Raw genomic sequence first — 17,225 nt, 5'->3', positions numbered from 1 at the left:
CCTTCAGGCTGTAGAAAAGGACCCCGTTTCCCTGTTTACAGCCTGGAGATTCAGACAGAAAGGCGCGGTGCATTATCCGGCCAGTACTCCCGACAGCAGGCAATCCACGCCTGTGCGCTGCGCGACAAATAACTGCCTTCGCGCCAAATCAGCCCCAGACTCCACTTCAGTTCTGACTCCAGCGGCAGCCAAAGCAGCGATTGCTTGTCCAGCCGCTGGCAGATAGGCTCCGGCAGGATCGCCAGCCCCATCTCTGCCTGTACCATTGCCGCCAGAAAATCCCACTGACCGCTGCGCACGGCAATATTTGGGGTAACGCCGAGGCGCTGAAACGCCTTCATAAGCTGCCGGTTAAGTGAAAACTCTTCGTTGAAAATCAGTAGCGGATGTTCGGCCAGTTCAGGCAAGGCAAGGTGAGTACGGTTCAGCCATTCGGCACGACGGGGTAAAAGCACACAGAGCGGATGGTGCATCAGTGGCAGGGTATTCAAAGGTAATTCAGCATCGACTGGCAACGCAGTAAGCGCAATATCCAGGCTGCCTGCCAGAACCGCCTGCTGCACGGTTAAACCGCCAAACTCAGAAATTTTTAACTCAACGCCAGGATAGCGACGGCGAAATGCTGAGATCGAACCGGCAATTTGCATGCCGACCATGGGGGAATGCCCAGCCGTAGCTCTCCGGTTTTAAGCTGATTAATGTCGCCAATTTCAGCTTCTAGCTGGTGAAACTCCTGCAAAATTGCCAGTCCGCGCTGATACACCGCCTGGCCACTGTCGGTGAGGTGCAGTCGACGACCATCACGCAGGATCAAGGTGCAGCCTAACTCCTCTTCTAACTGACGCAACATTTTGCTGATGGTCGGCTGAGTAACAAACAGCTTTTGCGCGGCGCGGGTAAAACTTTGCTGGCGTACCACTTCAGTGAAGTAGCGCAGGGCGCGGACATCCATAAACTATTCCTGTTTGGCATGATTTGAATAATATTAATTCATTTTTTTCACCTTCTGTCTGCGATTTATACTGGGCTGGTTAAATTTAACGGGGAGAAAAAATGGCGTTAGCCTTGAGTCCGCGCAGAACGGACAAGCTGCAACGATTTAGCCTGCCGCTACAGTTAGCCTTGTATATCGGCGTCTTTATCGCCTGCGATCATCTGGTGAGCTGGCTGCAGTTGCCGCTACCGGCCAATATCGTGGGCATGCTGCTGATGCTGGTACTGATTGTGACGCGCATCGTGCCGCTGAGCTGGGTAAAGGCGGGTTCAAACTGGCTTCTGGCTGAAATGTTGCTGTTCTTTATTCCTGCCGTGGTGGCGGTGGTTAATTATGGCGATCTGCTGCGGGTAGAAGGCTGGCGCATCTGTGTGGTAATCGCTATCAGTACGCTGTTGGTGCTGGCCTCAACAGCATGGGTGGTTGATCGCATCTATCGCTATGAAGTGGCGCGTGCGGCGCGTAAGCAGGGCAATGATGCGTGATTTGATAATGAGCCTGCTGTGTGTCGCGGTGACATTACTGATCTACTATCTCAACAAACGGCTCTATCGCCGCTGGCGTACGCTGATATTGATGCCGCTGGTGATGACACCGCTGCTGCTGGTGGCGTTGCTTCTGGTCACGCACATTAGCTGGCAGGATTATATTGCCGAAAGCCACTGGCTGCTGTGGCTGCTGGGACCGGCTACGTTGGCTTTTGCTGTGCCGGTGTATGAAAACATGGCGATCATCAAACGTCACTGGCTTTCGTTAAGTGCGGGCGTGTTAACCGCAACCGTTGTCGCCGTGTGTAGTTCAGTCTGGCTGGCACGGCTGTTAATGCTGCCAGAGTCCATTCAGCGCAGTTTGGCGGTACGATCTATTACAACACCTTTCGCGCTGGCCGCGGCTAAGCCGATCGGCGGACAGCCCGATTTGGTGGCATTGTTTGTGGTGATTACCGGCGTGTTTGGCATGGCGGTGGGCGATGTGCTGTTCCTGCGCATTGCGATCAAACAGGGCGTCGCAAAAGGTGCGGGTCTGGGCGCGGCGTCACACGGTGCCGGAACGGCGCGTGCCTATCAACTTGGTCAGCAGGAAGGCGTGGTTTCCAGCCTGGTGATGATGCTGTCGGGCGTCGTCACCGTGCTTCTGGCACCGCTTATTGGTCATTTGATGTGGGCGCTTTAACCTTCTTCCGCTAAGGCAACAGCCACTTTCTGGCTGTTGTCTCCTCTCTGAGACATGTCCGTTTACGTAAAGCTTGTCAAAATAAGTTGTCTCTCTGTTTCAGGCTGTTACCCTTTCCGCCGAATTAATTGTCCTTCACGGAGTGGAATCATGTTAAAGCAACTTGTTACTGGAAGCGCACTGGGGCTGGTTTTATTGAGCGGTGCAGCACAGGCAATCGAAGGCAGTGTGGATGTGGGTGAGCACAACACTAACCTGAACCTTGGTCTTGGCACTGCGTCGCCGGGCTTGTTTCTCAAAGGTAACTGGCTGCGTAGCGATCATGATGGCAGCACTTACGGTGCAGGTCTGGGTTATAACCTGGATATCGGTCCGCTGCGTCTGGCGCCGACCGCAAAAGCAATCTTCACCCATCCTGAAGATGGAAAAGATGGTTTTGCGCTGGCGGTCGGTGCAGGTGCCGCCTATAACTTCAACACCATGTGGGGCCTGTACGGCGAGTATTACTATGCGCCAGAGGGCTTTACCGATCATCTCGACAGCTATCAGGAAGCGGCGGGTGGCCTGAGCTTCACACCGATTTCAATGCTGAATCTGCGTGTGGGTTATCAGTACATTGAGCTGAACAACAAAGGTAACCGTAAAGATAACGTACTGGTCGATGGCCCTTATGTCGGCGCGTCACTGCGTTTCTAACGGCGTTTAAGAAAAAGGCGGCTCACCATCAGGTGAGCCGCCTTTTTAGTGCGCTTTGCCTTGCTGAACACCGACACCCGTCTGTGAACGAACAAACTGTGCCTGGAAGCGACCCCGTTCTTCTGTACCCTGTGCTGAATTATCAGTAAGAGAGAAAAACCAGGTGCCCGCAAACGCGATCAGCATTGAGAACAGCGCCGGATACTCATACGGATAAACTGGCGTAGCATGTCCTAATACCTGCACCCAAACTGTTGGACCGAGAATCATTAATACCACTGCGGTAATCAATCCTGACCAGCCACCCACCATTGCTCCGCGCGTGGTCAGTTTTGACCAGTACATTGACAGCAGAATAATCGGGAAGTTACAGCTTGCTGCAATGGAGAACGCCAGGCCAACCATAAATGCAATATTCTGTTTTTCAAACAAAATACCCAACGCGATAGCCACTACGCCTAATACCAGCACGGTGATTTTCGACACGCGCAGTTCATCACGTTCATTCGCCTGGCCTTTACGGTAAACGCTGGCATAGAGATCGTGTGAGACTGCTGATGCGCCCGCCAGCGTCAGACCCGCGACAACAGCCAGAATAGTGGCGAAGGCAACTGCAGAAATGAAGCCAAGGAAAGTGCTGCCACCAACTGCATTAGCCAGATGCACTGCCGCCATATTGGTGCCGCCAATCAAAGCGCCCGTAGCGTCTTTGAATGCGGGATTAGCGCCAACCAGCAGAATCGCACCAAAGCCGATAATAAAGGTCAGGAAGTAGAAGTAGCCCATAAAGCCGGTGGCCCAGAACACACTTTTACGCGCTTCTTTGGCATCTGCGACGGTAAAGAAACGCATCAGAATATGCGGCAACCCGGCAGTGCCGAACATCAAGCCAAGGCCGAGTGACAGCGCAGAGATGGGATCTTTGACCAGCCCGCCGGGTTGCATAATCGCAACGCCTTTCGGATGCACCGCCATCGCCTCAGTAAACAGCGTGTTGAAGCTAAAGCCCGTCGCCTTCATCACCATAACCGCCATAAAAGTGGCACCAAACAGCAACAGCACCGCTTTGATGATCTGCACCCAGGTTGTGGCAAGCATGCCGCCAAACAGCACGTACATCACCATCAAAATACCGACCAGCACCACTGCCACGTGATAATCGAGGCCAAACAGCAGTTGAATCAGCTTACCGGCACCGACCATTTGCGCAATCAGATAGAGCGCCACAACCACCAGCGAGCCGCAGGCTGAAAGCGTGCGAATCGGTTTCTGTTTCAGGCGATACGACGCAACATCAGCGAAGGTGTAGCGGCCCAGATTACGCAAGCGTTCAGCAATCAAAAACAGGATCATCGGCCAGCCGACAAGGAAGCCGAGCGAATAGATCAGCCCGTCATAACCCGAGGTGTAAACCAGCGCCGAAATACCGAGAAAGGAGGCCGCTGACATAAAATCACCCGCCATCGCCAGACCATTCTGGAAACCGGTGATATTGCCGCCTGCGGTGTAGTAATCACTGCGCGAGCGGGTACGTTTCGACGCCCAGTAGGTGATCCCCAGCGTTGCCGCCACAAACACCACAAACATGATGATTGCCTGATAGTTGGTGGACTGTTTTTGTACCGCGCCGGTGATCGCATCAGCAGCCAGTACCGATGAAGGCAGCAGCGCGGTCAGCAGCCAAAAAGCGTAACGCATCATGATTTCACCTCGCTGAGGATCTGTCGGGTCAGACGATCAAACTCGCCGTTGGCGCGCCAGACATACACACCGGTCAGCACAAACGAGATGACAATCAAACCGACACCAATGGGGATCCCGCGCGTCACGTTGGTGCCGGCATGCAGTGGGGTGCCAAGCCAGGCGGGGGCAAAAGCAATCAGCAAAATAAAGCCGACATACAACACCAGCATGATCAGCGACAGCAGCATCGCGAAAGCCTGGCGTTTGTGGACCAACTCCTGAAAACGAGGGTTGCGTTCCATCTGTTGGTAAATTGCATCCTGATTAGAAAGGGCGTCATTCATCACATTTTCTCCAGAGGGCTTGCAGGCGTGAACCTCACGCAGGCGCGCGGATTTATTTTGTTTTGTGACTACAGAAACAGACTACGTAGGGATGGATGGCGGGAGACGTGAACCCTCCCGCCGGCTAACAACCGTGTTAAGGCATTTTGATCGACTGCTTTTCCTCAAGCAGTTTATCAACCACGCCCGGATCGGCGAGGGTTGAAGTATCACCTAAATTGCTGGTATCACCTGTCGCAATTTTGCGCAGAATGCGCCGCATGATTTTGCCGGAGCGGGTTTTCGGCAGTGAATCAGTCCAGTGCAAAACATCTGGCGTGGCGATTGGGCCAATCTCTTTACGCACCCAATTGCGCACCTCGGTATAGAGTTCCGGCGACGGTTCTTCACCGTGGTTCAACGTAATGTAAGCATAAATCGCCTGGCCTTTAATGCTGTGCGGAATGCCAACCACTGCCGCTTCGGCAATTTTGGGATGGGAAACCAGCGCCGATTCAATCTCTGCTGTGCCGAGGCGGTGACCGGAAACGTTGAGAACATCATCCACGCGCCCCGTGATCCAGTAATAGCCATCTTCATCACGTCGGGCGCCATCGCCACTAAAATACATATTTTTGAAGGTAGAGAAGTAGGTCTGCTCAAAGCGATCGTGATCGCCAAAAAGCGTTCGTGCCTGGCCTGGCCAGGAGTCGGTGATCACCAGATTGCCTTCGCAGGCACCCTGTTGTGGATTTCCTTCGTTATCCACCAGAGCGGGCTGTACGCCAAAAAACGGTTTGGTGGCCGAACCGGCTTTCAGTTCGGTTGCACCCGGTAAAGGCGTGATCATGAAACCGCCAGTCTCTGTTTGCCACCAGGTATCGACGATTGGGCAGCGACTGTCACCAATCTTTTTGTAATACCATTCCCAGGCTTCGGGGTTAATCGGCTCACCGACGGAACCCATGATGCGCAGCGTGCTGCGATCGGTGCCTTCAATGGCTTTATCACCTTCCGCCATCAATGCCCGAATCGCGGTTGGCGCAGTATAGAGCAGCGTCACCTTATGCTTATCCACCACTTCTGCCATACGGCTTGGGGTCGGCCAGTTTGGTACCCCTTCAAACATCAGCGTGGTGGCACCACAGGCGAGCGGCCCGTACAGCAGATAGCTGTGCCCGGTGATCCAGCCGACATCAGCAGTACACCAGTAGACATCATCCTGGTGATAATCGAAGACAAATTTAAACGTTGTCGCGGCATAAACCAGATAACCGCCAGTGGTATGCAACACACCTTTCGGCTTGCCGGTAGAACCGGAGGTATAAAGAATAAATAAGGGATCTTCTGCCTGCATTTCCACAGGTGAATGATTGTGGCTGGCATCTTTCATCAGATCGTGCCACCACACATCGCGGCCCTCTTCCCAGCCAGTCACTTTACCGGTGCGCTGAAAGACCACTACATTCGTCACGCTGGTCACTTTCGGGTTTTTCAACGCATCATCAACATTCTTCTTCAGCGGAATACTGCGTCCGGCGCGAATGCCTTCATCAGCGGTAATCACCAGTTTGGCGCTGGAGTCGACAATGCGGCCCGCCACTGCTTCAGGAGAAAATCCACCAAAAATAACCGAATGCACAGCGCCGATACGTGCGCAAGCCAGCATGGCGACAGCCGCTTCAGGCACCATCGGCATGTAAACGGCGACCACATCGCCTTTCTGCACACCGAGCAGCTGAAGCACATTAGCAAAACGGCACACATCAGCATGCAGCTGGCGGAAGGTAAGGGTTTTACTTTCGCTGGCGTCGTCACCTTCCCAGATAATGGCTGGATGATCGCCACGGGTCGGCAGGTGTCGGTCAAGGCAGTTTGCCGCCAGATTAAGCGTGCCATCTTCGTACCAACGGATAGAAACATTGCCTGGTGCAAAAGAGCTGTTTTTCACCTTGCTGTAGGGTTTCATCCAGTCGAGGATTTTGCCTTGCTCGCCCCAAAAGGCGTCCGGGTCGTCAACGGATTGCTGATACATCGCCTGATACTGCTCAGCAGTAATCAGCGCGTTTGCTGCAATATTGTCTGGAACGGGATGTTTGTGTATTTGGCTCATGGCGGATCTCCTTGAAGTTGTTAATGATATGTCAATCAAAGGTTAAGTGAACCCCAGCCGGAAGCTTTGTTTCTTTTTTGCGCCATAGATCACGCGCTGATTATCGGGACACAAATCTGTCATTCGAAACGCGAAAAAACAGTAAGTCCCTGCTTCGGTTAAGGATTTATTAAGGGAAAACAGCTGATAAATATTGTTTAAAATAGCAGCAAACGAACCCGGCGTATTTTTAGCCATTCATGCATAGCTATGCGTAATTTCATCGAAGTAATACTTTTCATAACAGCAGGTTAGGGTTTTAGCGAAGAATCAGCATTTTATGCTGGCAAGGTGGTGAAGTTTTAAACGAAGACGCCAAGGGTTGCATTTACCTTAGTGAAAATGGTACTTATCTCGCCCCTGTTCTACAGGTATCAACTCAGACCGCGTCTGAAAATGGGTATGGGAATCGTCGCATTCTCGTGCGAGGCGCTGTCTACAAACACCCTCTAATTTACCGGGCTTTTTGCTCACTTCCCTGTGTGTATTGTCTTCTGCACCTTCGCAGTAGAGAGAAAAGGGTTTTGACTGAGGAAATAACGCGTTATGAAAGGTTTTAAAATCAGCCTTGCCTGGCAGATTCTGATTGCACTGGTGCTGGGCATCGTGGTTGGCACTGTGTTGCATAATCAGCCAGACGATCGTGAATGGTTAATCACCAATATTCTCAGCCCGGCTGGCGATATCTTTATTCATCTTATTAAGATGATTGTTGTGCCCATTGTGATTTCATCTCTGGTTGTCGGCATCGCTGGCGTCGGTGATGCAAAAAAACTGGGACGCATTGGTGTGAAAACCATTGTCTATTTTGAAGTGATCACCACCCTCGCCATTGTGGTAGGGATCACCTTAGCTAACGTCTTCCAGCCAGGCAGTGGCATTGATATGTCTACGCTGGTTTCCGTCGACATCTCAAAATATGAAGCCACCACCGAAGCGGTACAGAACGGCCCGCACAGCTTAGTGACCACCATCCTGTCACTGATCCCACAAAATATCTTCGCCTCGCTGGTGAAGGGTGACATGCTGCCCATCATCTTCTTCTCGGTGCTGTTTGGTATGGGACTGTCGGCACTTCCGTCAGAACAACGCGATCCGCTGGTCAACGTATTCCGTGGCATTTCAGAAACCATGTTCAAAGTGACGCACATGATCATGCGCTATGCGCCGATTGGTGTGTTTGCCCTGATTGCTGTGACTATCGCTAACTTTGGCTTCGCGTCACTTTGGCCGCTGGCGAAGCTGGTGCTGCTGGTATACGCAGCCATTCTGTTCTTTGCTTTCGTGGTGCTGGGTGCGGTGGCGCGTTTGTGCAAGCTGCGCATTACCACCCTGATTCGCATTCTGAAAGATGAGCTGATTCTGGCGTATTCGACATCCAGTTCAGAAACCGTTCTGCCGCGTATCATGCAGAAGATGGAAGCCTATGGCGCACCGAAATCCATTACCAGCTTTGTTGTGCCGACCGGCTATTCGTTCAATCTCGATGGTTCGACCCTTTATCAGAGCATTGCCGCCATCTTTATTGCTCAGCTCTATGGTATTGATCTGTCGCTGACCGACGAGATCATTTTGGTGCTGACGCTGATGGTGACCTCAAAAGGTATTGCGGGCGTTCCGGGCGTATCTTTCGTGGTGCTGCTGGCAACGCTGGGCAGCGTGGGCATTCCACTGGAAGGCCTGGCCTTTATCGCCGGTGTGGATCGCATCATGGACATGGCGCGCACCGCCCTGAATGTCATTGGTAACGCACTGGCGGTGCTGGTTATTGCTCGCTGGGAAAACCAGTTCGACGCAAAACAGGCGGCTGAATATGAGCTGAAACTGCAGATGCAGACAGCGAATTAATATTCGCGTGCAGGTTTACAAAAAGGCTCAACAGATGTTGGGCCTTTTTTATATCCTTTATTCCGGGTAAATCGCCTGCGTTTCATATCGGTATACGCATGCGGAAAAAATTATCACGCATGGAATTAATCATTCGCTATGATAATGAACAAATCGAATATTTTATTCTTATACGGAGCGTGCGATGAAAATCGATCTTAGCCAGATGATTACCGAAGGTCGTAATCCAGCCAGCCAGCATATTGATGAGTTACCGACCGAAGCAATGCTGCGCGTCATTAATAATGAAGACAAAAAAGTGGCCCTGGCGGTTGAAGCGATTGTGCCGCAGATCGCTAAAGTTGTAGATGCCATATGCGCGGCATTCCAGGCGGGTGGCCGGCTTATTTATTGCGGTGCAGGAACATCCGGGCGTCTGGGTATTCTTGATGCCAGTGAATGCCCACCTACCTTTGGCACACCGCACAGTCAGGTTATTGGCCTGATTGCGGGCGGGCATCGCGCTATTTTACAGGCGGTTGAAAACGCCGAGGACAACCGCGAGCAGGGCGCGCAGGATCTGAAAGATATTCACTTCAGCCAGAATGATGTGCTGGTTGGCATTGCAGCCAGCGGACGCACACCTTATGTGCTGGGGGCGCTGGAATATGCTAACGGTTTGGGTGCCACAACCGCTGCGCTCACCTGCAATCCTGACAGCGCCATGGCGCACATCGCGACGATGGCGTTGACACCGGTTGTTGGCCCGGAAGTGGTTACGGGTTCGTCGCGCATGAAAGCGGGCACGGCGCAAAAGCTGGTGCTGAATATGCTGACGACAGGCGCAATGATCCGCAGTGGCAAGGTGTATGGCAATTTAATGGTTGATGTGGAAGCCACTAACCAAAAGCTGGTGCAGCGCCAGGTAAATATCGTCATGCAGGCGACAGAGTGCGATGAGGCGACGGCCAGCGCCGCTCTGGCAGCCTGTTCGGGCCATTGCAAAACGGCCATCGTCATGGTGTTGGGCGAACTGAACGCTGACGAAGCAGCATCCATACTCGGTAAGCACCAGGGCTTTATCCGCCTGGCGCTGCACGATGCAAAAACAGAGCAATAAAAGCGCATGGTGACAGCCAACATCAGTTAACCATTTTTCTTAAAAATTCTGTTTCCGGCAAAAGATTGATTTTATTTACCCTAAAATATTCTTAACCCTTTTAAAGATGACAAAAATGTGAAAGCCGCTACAAAGCGGCTTTTTTCTTAATGAAAAATAACCAAGATCATTAAAGTGTCGGTCCTGTGATGCCGAAAAGGTAAAAAAACGTAATGGATTTTTCCCGAATCCATTGGCTTGCCTCAAGGACCTTTGTCATGCGTAACAACCAACCCGTTTCTCAGCGTGAGTATGTATTCGACGATCATGCGACATTAATGTCGACCACCGATCTTGATAGCTACATCACTTATGCCAACGATGCGTTTATCGAGGCTAGCGGATTCTCGCCGGAAGAAGTAAACGGCCAGCCGCATAACATGGTACGCCATCCAGATATGCCTCCAGAAGCCTTCGCCGACATGTGGGCGACGCTGAAGCAGGGTGAACCCTGGACCGCTCTGGTGAAAAACCGCCGCAAAAATGGCGATCACTATTGGGTACGTGCCAACGCCATCCCGGTGGTACGCAACGGCAAAGTACAAGGCTACATGTCGGTACGCACCAAACCGGATGCGGAAGAGGTGCGTCAGACTGAGGCGTTATATCGTGATTTTCGCGAAGGCCGCGCTAAAGGGCGGCGCTTTCATAAAGGATTGATCGTGCGCACGGGCTGGCGTCGGCTGGGGTCGCTTTTTAAAACACTGCCACTGCGCTGGCGTATTCGCTCTACGTTACTCACGCTGCTGCCGCTTTCCGTTGTCAGCGTCTGGCTGCTGGGCATGGCACCGATGGCGCTTGGCTGTTTTGCTGGCGGTATGGCAATTTTACTGCTGCTCGCCAGTCTGTGGCTGGAGCAGCAAATTTCCCGTCCCATCGAACGCATGTGCAAACAAGCACTGAGCGTGGCAACCGGTGCCAGCCACAAAGTTGAGCAGATGGATCGCGTCGATGAAGTAGGTGTGACGCTGCGCGCTATCGGCCAGCTCGGTTTAATGTTCCGCTGGCTGGTGGACGATGTGAGCGGGCAGGCGATTAACGTCCTGAGCGCCAGCGATGCGATTGCACGCAGCAACAACGAGCTGAGCCGACGCACCGAGCAGGCAGCCGCTAACGTGCAGCAAACTGCCGCGACCATGAACGAAATGACCGCAACGGTAAAAAGTAATACTGAAACTGCCAGTGAGGTTAATTCGCTCTCCGCTGATACCAGCGGCGCAGCCATCAAAGGCGGTGAAGTGATGAAAGAGATGATGGAGATGATGGGTGAGATCGCTGACAGCTCTAAGCGCATCGCCAACATCACCAGCGTGATCGACGGTATCGCGTTCCAGACTAATATCCTGGCGCTCAATGCGGCAGTAGAAGCCGCGCGAGCCGGTGAGCAGGGCAAAGGATTTGCTGTGGTAGCAGGTGAAGTGCGTAATCTGGCACAGCGCAGCGCCAAAGCAGCCAGCGAAATCAAAACGCTGGTGGAGACCAGCGCCAGCCGCGTGAAGTCGGGTAGCGATCACGCCGATGCTGCGGGCCGTACCATGCAGGATATCGTGTCTCAGGTACAAAACGTAACGTCGTTAATCGCCCAGATCAGTGCTGCCACGGCTGAACAATCTATCGCGCTGAGCGAAGTGAGCACCGCCGTTGAAGATCTGGATGACATCACGCATCAAAATGCCGCCCGTGTACAGGAAAGCGCGGAAGCCTCTGGCCGCATGACACATCAGGCTAACCGCCTGGTGGAAGCGATCAGCGTATTTCGCTAAGACGCCACTGCCTGCGTGCTGACACGACCAGCACGCAGTGCCCCTGGCGACTGGCCCACGATGCGCTTAAAAGCGCGGCTGAACGCCGCCAGCGAGCCGTAGCCAAGCTGCCAGGCAACAGCTTCCACTGCTTCACCATTGTTAACGATACGCTGAACCGCCAGCCGCATACGCAATTCGGTAAGATAACGCAGCGGCGTCATCTGAGTCGCACTGAGAAAACGCCCGGCAAAGACCGATCGCGAACAGCCCGCCACGCGCGCCAGACGTTCTACCGTCCAGTTTTCCCCCGGCTCCCGATGCATGGCCGCAATGGCCTGGCTCAGGCGCGGGTCGCGCATTGCCTGCACCAGACCACTGCTTTGCCCACACCCGTTCTCTACCCAGCCGCGCACGATCAGGGCAGCAACCACATCAGCCAGACGCGACAAAATCCCTGCAAATCCCGCCTGACGTGTACGCGACTCTCGTTCCATGGCTGTAAGAATGGGACTGATCTCGGGATACTGCGATAACAGCGTGCTGACCAGCATCACGTCAGGCATGGTGTTAATCAGAGGCTGCATGCCGCCCAGTTCAAAAGCCATGCAGGCGCTGAATAAAATCACGCTGTGCGCGTCCTGACAGGCATCTGCAGGCGCAGCAATGGCGCAGACGCTGTCACAAATCGGCTTACTTTCCAGCTTGTTAATGCACTCGCACTCTGCATCTTCGCTGGAGATCAAACTGTGCGGTTTGCCGTGCGGCACCAGTAACGCATCACCGCTGTTAAGCGAGAAAATCTCACCGGATGCGCCACGCACCAGCAGCGAACCACGTCCGACAAAGTGAAACTGCGCGCGGCCCGGCGCGTTATCGAAGCGCAACCCGAACGGTGCACAGACGTCAATGCGTTGGTAATTGACACCGTACAGGCGCATTCCCATCAGCAGCTCGCTGGTCAGATCTTCATATTGGCTCATGTTAATCCAGACGAATAATCAATAAAGGCGGTGTAAGCATCATAGATCGTCTTTTGTCTGCCCACTATGATCACACTTACTTTTTTTTACTCTCTGGAGAAGCAGCATGAGTCTGACGACCGAAGTGGCTGATGAGGTTTCCTCGCCCGCCCGTCCTGCATGGGGCGCGGTGTTTGCGATGGCGTTTGGCGTTTTTAGCCTGATTACCGCCGAATTTTTACCGGTTAGTTTGCTTACACCGATGGCAGCCAGTCTGAATGTTTCAGAAGGGCAGGCGGGACAAACCGTAACGGTCACCGCATTAGTGGCACTGTTCACCAGTCTGCTCACGGGAAGCGTGACGCGAAGAGTCGATCGCCGCATAGTCATGCTGGTCTTTTCGCTGCTGCTGATTGCATCGGCCCTGATGGTCGCTCTGGCCGAAAACTTAACCGTAATCCTGCTGGCGCGTGTGCTGCTGGGCATGGCGATAGGCGGTTTCTGGACGCTCTCTACCGCAATTACTATGCGCCTGGTGCCAGGCGATCAGGTGCCGCGCGCCTTATCAATTGTGTTTAGCGGGATCTCGCTGGCTACCATTATCGCTACACCGCTCGGCAGCTACCTCGGTGGCTTAATTGGTTGGCGTAATATTTTCTTGCTGACCGCAGGCCTGGGCAGCGCCGCTTTGCTGTGGCAGTTCTTCACCCTCCCGGCCATGCCTGCGGAAAACAAAGCGCGTAACGGCGGCGTGTTGGATCTGCTGCGCATTGGCGTGATGCGTTGGGGCATGCTGGCGGTGATCATGATGTTTACTGGCCACTTTGCCTTTTTTACCTATCTGCGGCCTTTCCTGGAAAGCGTGGCGTTGCTCAACCTGAATCAGTTGTCGTTAGTGCTGCTGGCATTTGGTGTTGCTAACTTTTTTGGCACCTCACTGGCTGGCTATCTGGTCACACGCAGCGTGTCGTTAACCCTGAGCGGCATGGCTTTGCTGATGAGCGCAACGGCGCTGCTGCTCGTTATGTTGGGTGATGTGAGCTGGATAGTCGGCGCAGGCGTGGCGCTATGGGGCATGGCATTTGGATCAATGCCGACTGGCTGGTCAACCTGGATTTCCCGTGCAGTGCCAGACGATGCCGAATCGGGTGGGGGTTTACTGGTAGCAACTATTCAGTTGGCTATTACCTTCGGCGCGGCGGCAGGCGGATGGGTGTTCGATTTACAGGGCGCAGGCGGCGTATTTCTTGCCAGTGGCGTATTGATGCTGATGGCAGCGATAACCATTTATCGCTGTGTCAGGCATCACGGTTAAAAACGACAAAGGCAGCGATAAATGCTGCCTTTTTTAAGGTGTATGGATAATTAACCTTTTGAGTGATAACTGTGCGAAATGTGCTTTTTTAAATCAGTTATTTTGAATGAGTTAACCAAATCTCTCCGCTTTTTACTGAGTAACATGCGGTCTATTATCTCTTTCAACAAGGCAATGCGCCTTACCTGATCAAAAATCGACTGAGGAATTGACCATGAAATCTATCAAAACTTTTGCTGCTGTAGTTGCGCTTACCGTTCTGCCTTTCGCCAGCTTTGCACAAACTATCACCGCAACAGACACCACGCTTGATGGCGCAGAAGCGAAAATTGCTGCACAGGCGCAAGAAACTGGTGCTTCCTATAAAGTTACCGAAGCCTATTTTAACAATGGCGTGCATATGACCGCTGAATTAACCAAATAAGTTTACCCTCGCGGTATTACCGAACTTTAATAGTTAAAGTAGTTGCTGACAGGACGCTCTTGGGCGTCCTGGCGGCGTTGTAAAAATAATAATTCTGTTACTTTCCCGCCTAAATAATTATTATTCTCAAAAAAAATCCTTCGTCGGCCCGTAACAGGCTGTTTGCTTTATTTATCTGGTTGCAATGGTGAGCTTTCTTTTCACTGCTGTTTGCAGTGAATTCACTCTGGAGATGTTATGAAAGCTTTAACGAGTAAACCGTGGGCGCTGCGTCCGCTGCTGCTGGCAACAGCCCTGTTTTCTGGCGCAGTCGCTGCGCAGACTGAACAGCTGAATCAACCGATCAGCAAAGGCGCTTATGAGCTGGCGGTAAGCCAGAAAGATAACGCGCTGTTTCTTGCCACTGCCCAGAGCAGCGACGGCAAGGGCGGTACTGTTTTCCGTCTCGATCCTCAGAGCCTGGCGGTGAAGCAGTCTATCAATACCGAGCTGAAGACCTTCGGCGCGGCAATCAATCCGCAAACCAATATTCTCTATTTTGGCAACACCGTTAATGGCTCAGTGACCGCCATTGATGCCAGCAGCGGCAACGTGCTGAATACCTTAGTGCTGGACGGTCGTAAGCGCAGCGAGACTGTCCGGCCAATGCAGCCGCGTCAGGTGGCAGTGGATGTGAAAACTGATCGCGTTTATATCACCGGTTTAGGGCCAGAAAGCGTCGTATGGGTGGTTGATGGCAAAACGCTGACGCTGCTCAGCACCGTGCCGAACACGGGCAAAATGGGAACCGGTTTAGCTGTCGACGCTGATGCGCAAAAAGTTTATGTGACAAACGCCGAGGGTGAGTTGGTGACAATCAACTCCCGCACCAACGCCGTCGAGAAAAAACAGAAAATCGATGGCGATAACGCGCATTTCTTCCTGAATATTTCGCTGGATACCCAAGGTCAGCGCGCATTCCTCAGCGACTCAAAACAGCCACAAGTACTGGTGGTTGACCTACGCGATCAAAAAGTGATTCATAAAATTGACGTGCCGGAATCACTGGCGGTGCTGTTCAATGCCGACCGTGATGAGCTGTATGTGACCCACCGCAAAGCAGGCGAAGTCAGTATCATTGATGCCAGCAGCTATAAAGTGAAGCGCACAGTGAAAACGCCTGGCTTACCAAACAGCCTGGCGCTGTCAGCGGATGGTAAAGCCCTGTTCGTCAGTGTGAAACAGCCGGGTTCGCGTAAAGAGCCACCTAAAAATCCAGACAGCGTCATGCGTATTGCGCTGTAAGGGCTGAGCCGACGATAGCCATCCTGTTCTCTCTCCCGCCTGTGGGAGAGAGAACGTCAGCACCATTGATTACACCTCTTCTGAAGCCTCGCGCATCATCTCCTGGTGCGGAATATCCTGCAAAATCTGCTCAAAACTGCGTAAACGTTTATAAATCGACATCAGTTCAATCAACGTTGACCACGACTTAATCAAATACTGAAATGCCTCGCGTACCTGATCGAACACATTGGTAATCTGATTCAACAGACCCAGCGTGATGGTGCCTGCCACAATCGACGGAAACAGCAGAAGCAAGCCAAAGACGTTATCGAGTTGCAGATAAAGTATGCGGGTAATGTTGAAATACAAATAGTGAAAGTAAAGACGGAAATAGTTAAAACGCACCCGACTAAACAGCGCCTGCACCGTGGGTGGTGAGGCGCGTGACGCATCATCCTCGCCGTATACCAGCTCTTTACGGTACGCCGCTTCTACGCGCTGATTACGAAACTCCAGACCAGGTAATTTAATACCCACCAGCGCCAGCAGCCCGGTACCAAAGATTGACCACAGCACAGCGGCAATCACCAGCGCATAAGGAATGTTGCCGAGAATCGGTATATTTTCAACGTGACGCGACAACGCCACCAGTACCGGCAGAAACGCGACCAGGGTCATAATCGCCTGAATAAAACTCACGCCCCAGTCTTCAAGCGTAGTGGCGAAGCGCATGGTGTCTTCCTGCACACGCTGCGCGGCCCCTTCAACATGACGCAAACGCTGCCAGTTGTGCATGTAGTAGTTATTCATTGCGGTACGCCAGCGAAAAACCCAGTGGCTGATGAAAAAGGCGTTCATCACTGCTATCACCACGGCGATCAGTGCAATGCCTAAAAAGGCAAAAACCTGCGTATAGAATTCACCGATCTGCACCGAACCGGCTTTGGTCAACGCTTTCTGGATCAAATCATAAAAAGGCCCATACCAGGCATTAATGGCGACGCCAACCTGCACGCCAAACCAGGTGACAAAAATGATCAAGGCTGAACCCCAGACCGACCAACGCTGCCACGGATGATTATCGATAATGCGCCAGGCAAGCGCGAAAATCGCCACCATAATCCAGTAATAAGCGTAAAACCAAAGCTCACCGGGCGCGATAAAGCGTGCTGCTGTCGCCGGTAAAGGCTGCTTCATGGCAGCCTCAAAAGCTGGCCATAAGCCAGGCAAACTGTCAGCAAAGCCGAACCAGGCAAAAATCGCCAGCAAACTCCAAATGGCCGCAGTGCTGAAAAACAGCGCCGGCCGGGGGAAAATGACTTAAACATAGGCTCTCCGCTGTTGTAGGTAGTCTGTTATAGCCTCTTCGCTGATAACAATCTGTTGAGTGATGTTTCTGGCGATGACAGGCATGTGATAAATGTTAATGAAATTGTGCGATTTTGTTTCTGCCAGCTAAATATTTCTTTTTTAGGGTGTTACAATAATTTCCATTGTTACCGGTAACAA

The 17,225-nt window shown here is 52.5% G+C and carries 13 protein-coding genes and 2 pseudogenes; 9 read left to right on the top strand and 6 right to left on the bottom strand.

Annotation, left to right across the window (positions count from 1 at the left end):
- Positions 1 to 50 precede the first annotated feature (50 nt).
- Positions 51 to 952: pseudogene (locus O3W44_RS11115) on the bottom strand (LysR family transcriptional regulator).
- Between the two features lie 101 nt (positions 953 to 1,053).
- On the opposite strand from O3W44_RS11115, the gene O3W44_RS11110 reads away from it, so the two are divergent.
- The 3 genes from O3W44_RS11110 (at position 1,054) to O3W44_RS11100 (ending at position 2,863) form a co-directional block, all read left to right on the top strand.
- Complete coding sequence (locus tag O3W44_RS11110) at positions 1,054 to 1,479, top strand: CidA/LrgA family protein (protein ID WP_269293119.1); 426 nt, start codon at positions 1,054 to 1,056, stop codon at positions 1,477 to 1,479.
- A complete protein-coding gene (locus O3W44_RS11105) occupies positions 1,472 to 2,167 on the top strand; it encodes an LrgB family protein (RefSeq protein ID WP_269294423.1) in 696 nt (231 codons plus the stop codon). Before O3W44_RS11110 ends, O3W44_RS11105 begins: the two co-directional genes overlap by 8 nt.
- 150 nt (positions 2,168 to 2,317) lie before the next feature.
- Positions 2,318 to 2,863 (top strand): YfaZ family outer membrane protein, encoded by a 546-nt coding sequence (locus tag O3W44_RS11100; protein WP_269293118.1) that lies wholly within the window; start codon positions 2,318 to 2,320, stop codon positions 2,861 to 2,863.
- 45 nt (positions 2,864 to 2,908) lie between these two features.
- Here the strand turns inward: O3W44_RS11100 and O3W44_RS11095 are convergent, their stop codons facing one another.
- The 3 genes from O3W44_RS11095 to acs all read right to left on the bottom strand — a co-directional run bounded on the left by O3W44_RS11095 (position 2,909) and on the right by acs (position 6,982).
- Positions 2,909 to 4,564, bottom strand: a complete 1,656-nt coding sequence (locus O3W44_RS11095; RefSeq protein ID WP_269293117.1) for a cation acetate symporter — start codon at positions 4,562 to 4,564, stop codon at positions 2,909 to 2,911.
- Complete coding sequence (locus tag O3W44_RS11090) at positions 4,561 to 4,890, bottom strand: DUF485 domain-containing protein (RefSeq protein ID WP_269293116.1); 330 nt, start codon at positions 4,888 to 4,890, stop codon at positions 4,561 to 4,563. The genes O3W44_RS11095 and O3W44_RS11090 overlap by 4 nt, the downstream gene beginning before the upstream one ends.
- Before the next feature lie 136 nt (positions 4,891 to 5,026).
- Positions 5,027 to 6,982 (bottom strand): acetate--CoA ligase, encoded by a 1,956-nt coding sequence (gene acs / locus O3W44_RS11085; RefSeq protein WP_269293115.1) that lies wholly within the window; start codon positions 6,980 to 6,982, stop codon positions 5,027 to 5,029.
- 585 nt (positions 6,983 to 7,567) lie between these two features.
- Here acs and gltP point away from each other — a divergent pair.
- The 3 genes from gltP (at position 7,568) to O3W44_RS11070 (ending at position 11,770) form a co-directional block, all read left to right on the top strand.
- Complete coding sequence (gene gltP / locus O3W44_RS11080) at positions 7,568 to 8,869, top strand: glutamate/aspartate:proton symporter GltP (protein WP_269293114.1); 1,302 nt, start codon at positions 7,568 to 7,570, stop codon at positions 8,867 to 8,869.
- Positions 8,870 to 9,053: 184 nt separating this feature from the next.
- On the top strand, positions 9,054 to 9,968 hold the full coding sequence (murQ, locus tag O3W44_RS11075) for an N-acetylmuramic acid 6-phosphate etherase (protein ID WP_269293113.1): 915 nt from the start codon (positions 9,054 to 9,056) through the stop codon (positions 9,966 to 9,968).
- Between the two features lie 257 nt (positions 9,969 to 10,225).
- Positions 10,226 to 11,770 carry a methyl-accepting chemotaxis protein gene (locus tag O3W44_RS11070; RefSeq protein WP_269293112.1) on the top strand — a complete coding sequence of 515 codons (1,545 nt, stop codon included), beginning with the start codon at positions 10,226 to 10,228 and terminating at the stop codon, positions 11,768 to 11,770.
- Here the strand turns inward: O3W44_RS11070 and O3W44_RS11065 are convergent.
- Positions 11,767 to 12,732 carry an AraC family transcriptional regulator gene (locus O3W44_RS11065; RefSeq protein ID WP_269293111.1) on the bottom strand — a complete coding sequence of 322 codons (966 nt, stop codon included), beginning with the start codon at positions 12,730 to 12,732 and terminating at the stop codon, positions 11,767 to 11,769. The genes O3W44_RS11070 and O3W44_RS11065 overlap by 4 nt on opposite strands.
- Before the next feature lie 106 nt (positions 12,733 to 12,838).
- Here O3W44_RS11065 and O3W44_RS11060 point away from each other — a divergent pair, with 106 nt between their 5' ends.
- The 3 genes from O3W44_RS11060 to yncE all read left to right on the top strand — a co-directional run bounded on the left by O3W44_RS11060 (position 12,839) and on the right by yncE (position 15,734).
- The gene (locus O3W44_RS11060) at positions 12,839 to 14,026 is read left to right on the top strand and encodes an MFS transporter (RefSeq protein WP_269293109.1); all 1,188 of its coding nucleotides are present in this window, start codon (positions 12,839 to 12,841) and stop codon (positions 14,024 to 14,026) included.
- 214 nt (positions 14,027 to 14,240) lie between these two features.
- Entirely contained in the window at positions 14,241 to 14,450 is a 210-nt protein-coding gene (locus O3W44_RS11055; RefSeq protein WP_269293108.1) for a YdgH/BhsA/McbA-like domain containing protein, read from the top strand.
- Between the two features lie 237 nt (positions 14,451 to 14,687).
- Positions 14,688 to 15,734: a 7-bladed beta-propeller protein YncE gene (gene yncE / locus O3W44_RS11050; protein WP_269293107.1), complete on the top strand. Its 1,047-nt coding sequence runs from the start codon at positions 14,688 to 14,690 to the stop codon at positions 15,732 to 15,734.
- Between the two features lie 69 nt (positions 15,735 to 15,803).
- On the opposite strand, the pseudogene sbmA reads toward yncE, so the two are convergent.
- A pseudogene (sbmA, locus tag O3W44_RS11045) lies at positions 15,804 to 17,044 on the bottom strand (peptide antibiotic transporter SbmA).
- Positions 17,045 to 17,225: the final 181 nt, after the last annotated feature.

Source organism: Pantoea sp. LMR881, assembly GCF_027157825.1.
Taxonomy (GTDB): Bacteria; Pseudomonadota; Gammaproteobacteria; order Enterobacterales; family Enterobacteriaceae; genus Pantoea; species Pantoea haifensis.
The sequence above is the reverse complement of the archived record's forward strand: the minus strand, read 5'-3'. Positions and strand labels throughout refer to the sequence as shown.

What these genes read in the sequence shown, in the direction of transcription:
- O3W44_RS11100 (WP_269293118.1), top strand. Translation starts at nt 2,318, where the DNA reads ATGTTAAAGCAACTTGTTACTGGAAGCGCACTGGGGCTGGTTTTATTG.
- O3W44_RS11070 (WP_269293112.1), top strand. Translation starts at nt 10,226, where the DNA reads ATGCGTAACAACCAACCCGTTTCTCAGCGTGAGTATGTATTCGACGAT.
- O3W44_RS11055 (WP_269293108.1), top strand. Translation starts at nt 14,241, where the DNA reads ATGAAATCTATCAAAACTTTTGCTGCTGTAGTTGCGCTTACCGTTCTG.
- O3W44_RS11065 (WP_269293111.1), bottom strand. Translation starts at nt 12,732, where the DNA reads ATGAGCCAATATGAAGATCTGACCAGCGAGCTGCTGATGGGAATGCGC.
- murQ (WP_269293113.1), top strand. Translation starts at nt 9,054, where the DNA reads ATGAAAATCGATCTTAGCCAGATGATTACCGAAGGTCGTAATCCAGCC.
- O3W44_RS11095 (WP_269293117.1), bottom strand. Translation starts at nt 4,564, where the DNA reads ATGATGCGTTACGCTTTTTGGCTGCTGACCGCGCTGCTGCCTTCATCG.
- yncE (WP_269293107.1), top strand. Translation starts at nt 14,688, where the DNA reads ATGAAAGCTTTAACGAGTAAACCGTGGGCGCTGCGTCCGCTGCTGCTG.
- gltP (WP_269293114.1), top strand. Translation starts at nt 7,568, where the DNA reads ATGAAAGGTTTTAAAATCAGCCTTGCCTGGCAGATTCTGATTGCACTG.
- acs (WP_269293115.1), bottom strand. Translation starts at nt 6,982, where the DNA reads ATGAGCCAAATACACAAACATCCCGTTCCAGACAATATTGCAGCAAAC.
- O3W44_RS11105 (WP_269294423.1), top strand. Translation starts at nt 1,472, where the DNA reads ATGCGTGATTTGATAATGAGCCTGCTGTGTGTCGCGGTGACATTACTG.
- O3W44_RS11060 (WP_269293109.1), top strand. Translation starts at nt 12,839, where the DNA reads ATGAGTCTGACGACCGAAGTGGCTGATGAGGTTTCCTCGCCCGCCCGT.
- O3W44_RS11090 (WP_269293116.1), bottom strand. Translation starts at nt 4,890, where the DNA reads ATGAATGACGCCCTTTCTAATCAGGATGCAATTTACCAACAGATGGAA.
- O3W44_RS11110 (WP_269293119.1), top strand. Translation starts at nt 1,054, where the DNA reads ATGGCGTTAGCCTTGAGTCCGCGCAGAACGGACAAGCTGCAACGATTT.